Genomic DNA, 4,426 nt, shown 5'->3' with positions numbered 1-4,426 from the left:
TTAATCGAACACAGTAGGTCAGTGCTGCACTACCCAAATTACTCATGATGTTTGTATGGGGATTATACTGTGTACAATGGACAATGACGGCAGGACTATGACTCGGACAGGCGCAGCGTCGCTCAATATATCCAGATTCCTCCAACACGAATCGAATGTTAGCCTGTCGCGTCAGAAAGTGAACTCAGGGAACCAGTCTCGGAACTCGAATATGAAACTGTCATTATCGACACCCCGTCGCGTTCGGTTTCGTTGCGAGTCGGACAGTGTCTGCGATTTCACCTGCGAGCAGGTCAGTCGTAAGATTCGAACTCTTAAAGAAAGGCTCCCATCTATGTCGTTAGTAACATTATCAGTAAATGCGGACGATGTTAACTCGGGAGGCAGTGCCCCATCAGCCGAAACGAAATCTCTATTACCGATACCAATAAATTCAGCAGCTTCCTGCTTTACCCGATGGTAAATACTCTCGATCTTAACCTTCGTATTCAGAAAACTCGATCCAATTTCATCGGAAAATAAGATTAGAATCTGACTTGCCGCAGATCGCACACTCGCAGCTCCGTCTAAGACTTTTTATGATGTCTCGTTATATGTCGTCGTCATTTCTAGCCTGCTCGCCTAATTTCTCCTCTCTTATCGCGTTTTCAACTTCGTTACTTCTTGTTGTGAGCTGTTGCACTACTCGGGTTTCCGGGTCATCGTCTACAATCTTACTTTTTTTCCTCCAAACTCTGAGACAGACGCAGCCAGATTAATTCTATCTGGGTTAGATGTTTTCTCAACGGCATCAAAGAACACATTTATTCCGTCTCTGATCGCATTGAGATCATTTCTTGCACTGATTGAGTTATCAAGCAGAAAATAGACATCTGCATTATCTTCACGTTGGACATCCTGGCTATCGGATTCGATTTCAATTGATGAAATAGTGATCTCTACCGTATAAGATCTTGGTGAGATGAGATCTGTTGCTCGTAATTGAATAGTGAGACTAACTCTGTTGGCGGTGTCAAAGTCTCTATCATCAACACTCAAATTAGGGACAACTACATTTTGTCGACTGTATCTCGGCTTGTGCAACTGCTGGTCCACCTGCTTGATTAACCAATATGATGTTAATTTGCACCGTGTCATCTTGATTAACAACAGTTGCGACTCGGAGCCGGCTATCATCGACTCGAATCATTCGTCTGTTATGAGGTTTTGTCGAGCTCACACTGAGATCAGTTACTTGGAGTGCTTTGGATGCCTGCACGTCAACTTGTTCTTCGACACTACCTCGCATTCCCGGTGGGGCAGTTGTGACTCGCACTTGCGGCGGTGGTTCCTGCTGTCCTCAAAGATGATTGGTCATCTACTGAACTCGATCATTTTTGCTGGTTTCTTGTGTCGAACGTAATATCAATAATTTTTATCATGAGTGAAACAGCTCGGATTCACTACTGAAAGTAAGCTATCTTTCGCCGGTGATGTGATATAATATATGATTGTCGTCAGTAAAGTCCTGCTACACAAGCACGATGGTCCGTGCTCAAGAGACTCTATCCGCTCTCAATTGTAGTTGCACAACTAACTCTAGATGTTTGTGTGGGGTGTATTACGTACAGTAGATAACCAGCAGGACTGTGACTGTGGACAGACACAAACATCGCTCACTCTGTTTAGGATACAAAAGGAGGCAAAATTAAATATTCAAGCTGTGGCGTTAGTCGCCGAGCTAAGTATCAATCAGTTGTTAGTACTTAGTGGGCTGATTGCAACACCGATATTGTATGATCCTGGATCTGCGGTGTCATCAAGTTCAACGAAGACCCCGACACTGTCGCCGTCGCCGCCATTGATTGGCGTGATAAACGTTCCTTCACCGGTCTGGACAGCCTCACCCCGCTTACCGTTGTCATCAGGATCAAGGTCAACATCACCTACTCTTGATCCTGCGCTACCATTGAATGGGGTTCCTCCACCGTTCTCACGTTGCACATCAATGTTAATCGGACCAGGCGCATCAACAGTAATTTTAACGTCTAGAGTGTCTGTCGCACTGTTTTCAATAGTCGCGTCAAACCCAACGCTGTCACCATTGTTCAGTTCAACAGCCGCCTGAAACTCGGTATTATCATCGCTTGTCCGTGTGAAACTAGCGTCCTGATCACTACCTCCGATAACATCGACAGTAGTCACTGTCAGTGCCTGCTCAGCTTGGACGTCGGCTTGTCCCTCGACACTACCTTGGAGTCCTGATGCGGCAGCTGTGACTCCTGCGCCTGCGGCGGCTACTCCTGCTGTTCCGAGTATGATCGATCGTCTGCTGAAGTCTACCATATCTAAGTATGCATCATATCGATATTCGTATCAGATTTTTGTAACATAATCGGAACAAACGGCTTTCATTACTGAAATATGATTACTTACAGTTGATTATATTCGATATATAACATGTGCTAAATCCGAATTGACCAATAGAAGCACATAAACTATCATTTTTCCAGCAGGGTGGTCACTCAGTTATGCTGGGACCAGTCTTACTAGAATTATAATCTCAATCTCTACATACAGATGTTCACTCCATACTGCCTAACGGAACGTAGATCATTTGCACCTCTGATCTGAAGTAATATTACAGTACAGTCATGAATATTGCAGAAGAGAGCATAGCTAGTCACATCAGTGGAGTTTGGACGACGTGTTTAATTATCAGTGCTCAATGGGTTGATTGCCGCACTGATATCGAATGAACCGGGGTTTGCTGTATCATTTACCTCGGCAAAAATGCCAATCTTTTCTTGCGTTTTGCCGCTACTACTGCCAGAGATCTTTGTCACGAATGTTCCTTCGCCAGTCTGGACAGCATCACCGGTGTCTCCATTATCATCAGGGTCGAGATCACTGCTTCCATCTTCAAGATCACTCTCTCCTTCACTCTGAACTTCAATATCGATTAGATCAGGTGCTTTAATTACAATACGGACGTTTAACGCGTCTGCTGCGCTGTTTTCAACGGTGGCTACGAACCGAAATGAGTCGCCATTATTCAGTTCAACGGCTGCCTGAAACTCCGTATTATCGTCACTTGTTCGCGTAAACGACGCATCTTGATCACCACTAACACTTATTTCAGTTACTGTCAACGCCTGCTCAGCTTGCACGTCAGCTTGTCCTTCAATACTACCTTGGAGTCCTGACACAGCGGTTGTGACCCCTGCACCTGTCGCAGTGGCTGCTGCCGTCGCAAGTATCACTGACCGTCTGCTGAACTCCGCCATACCCAATTAAATCCAATATAGAGATACATATCATATTTTTGTAACATAATCGAAACAGGACAGTTTCATCGTTGAAGGTTGGATATTCTTCATTGTGAATATGTATCATACATATTCCGGCTTCTGAACTCGACAGACAAAATTAGACGACCTATCACCTCTACGGCGAGCTTCACTTCCTGAACCAACCGCTTCTGAAGCAGATAACTCTGTAGATTACCCCTGGCACGGATGATTACTTTATAACGCCAGCAGCGGGCGTATCATACACACAGAATGATCAAGAAATGATTACGTGACCGATAATTGATGCCAAAGAACGTCTATCGATACTGAGTAATGCTTCCCAAGGGAGTGGTAAGCGAGTGCTATTCGGTGGATCGATTACGATGTCAATAATATACGCTCCAGGGGTTGCTGTGTCACTGAGTCCGACGTCAATGTAAATTGCCTCGCCATCAGTGTCAGTGTCAAGATTACTCTCAAGCGTAGCGGTATACGTGCTCTTGTGAACTTGTCTCGTAGTATCACTGGTTTTGTCAGTGCTGTTAATACCGGTGTTAGCACCGGTGGTCGTATCTACAGCCGGATTACTCTCAGTACTGACGGTAGTGTTGATTGCACTTGGGGAATCTACTTGCACCCGGACATCTACATTATTGGTAGCGTTATTTTGAATTACTGCAGTAAACCGGATCTTATTTTCTTTGTTTAATTCAACTGCAGCCTGGAAGCCAGTATTGTCATGATTGACACGTTCAAAATTAGCGTCCTGATCTCCGCTATCATCAACAGTGATTTGTGTTATTCTTACTCCTCGCTGTAAGTTGACTCGTCCTTCAGCACCTTCTTGCAGTCCCGCTGCAGCAGTTACGACTCCAACGCCTGTTGCAGTAATTCCCACTATCCCAAGTATGAGTGACCGTTTGCTGAAATCCACTGTGTTCGATTACATTTAACGATGACATACACATTAATTTTCATCATATCATTATCTAAAACCGACCAACAGAAGTGGGTGCATCACTTTAGTAATAGTACTCCTGTTAGCTTGTGGTTATTCTTGGGGTGACCAAGCTATCGTTTTAATTTTGAATATTCATCGAATTGAACTATGTACCCGGGTGGCTGCAAGGGTAATGGTAGGTGCAGATCAACCG

Annotated in this window: 5 protein-coding genes; all 5 read right to left on the bottom strand. The window is 44.6% G+C overall.

All coding sequences use genetic code 11. The features are described 5' to 3' along the window. Nucleotides 1–705 precede the first annotated feature (705 nt). The 5 genes from J07HQW2_RS13200 to J07HQW2_RS13180 all read right to left on the bottom strand — a co-directional run bounded on the left by J07HQW2_RS13200 (nt 706) and on the right by J07HQW2_RS13180 (nt 4,170). A complete protein-coding gene (locus J07HQW2_RS13200; RefSeq protein WP_048075302.1) occupies nt 706–1,038 on the bottom strand; it encodes a hypothetical protein in 333 nt (110 codons plus the stop codon). 1 nt (nt 1,039) lies between these two features. Then, entirely contained in the window at nt 1,040–1,315 is a 276-nt protein-coding gene (locus J07HQW2_RS13195; protein WP_021056059.1) for a hypothetical protein, read from the bottom strand. Nucleotides 1,316–1,731: 416 nt separating this feature from the next. Further along, nucleotides 1,732–2,325: a hypothetical protein gene (locus J07HQW2_RS13190; RefSeq protein ID WP_021056058.1), complete on the bottom strand. Its 594-nt coding sequence runs from the start codon at nt 2,323–2,325 to the stop codon at nt 1,732–1,734. A 365-nt stretch (nt 2,326–2,690) separates the two neighbouring features. Continuing rightward, nucleotides 2,691–3,266 carry a hypothetical protein gene (locus tag J07HQW2_RS13185; protein WP_021056057.1) on the bottom strand — a complete coding sequence of 192 codons (576 nt, stop codon included), beginning with the start codon at nt 3,264–3,266 and terminating at the stop codon, nt 2,691–2,693. A 280-nt stretch (nt 3,267–3,546) separates the two neighbouring features. Next, a complete protein-coding gene (locus J07HQW2_RS13180; protein WP_021056056.1) occupies nt 3,547–4,170 on the bottom strand; it encodes a hypothetical protein in 624 nt (207 codons plus the stop codon). Nucleotides 4,171–4,426: the final 256 nt, after the last annotated feature.

Origin of the sequence: Haloquadratum walsbyi J07HQW2 (genome assembly GCF_000415985.1) — an archaeon.
Classification (GTDB): domain Archaea; phylum Halobacteriota; class Halobacteria; order Halobacteriales; family Haloferacaceae; genus Haloquadratum; species Haloquadratum walsbyi_B.
Note: the sequence above shows the minus strand (reverse complement) of the source record. Positions and strands in the feature narration are given on the sequence as shown.

What these genes read in the sequence shown, in the direction of transcription:
- J07HQW2_RS13190 (WP_021056058.1), bottom strand. Translation starts at nt 2,325, where the DNA reads ATGGTAGACTTCAGCAGACGATCGATCATACTCGGAACAGCAGGAGTA.
- J07HQW2_RS13185 (WP_021056057.1), bottom strand. Translation starts at nt 3,266, where the DNA reads ATGGCGGAGTTCAGCAGACGGTCAGTGATACTTGCGACGGCAGCAGCC.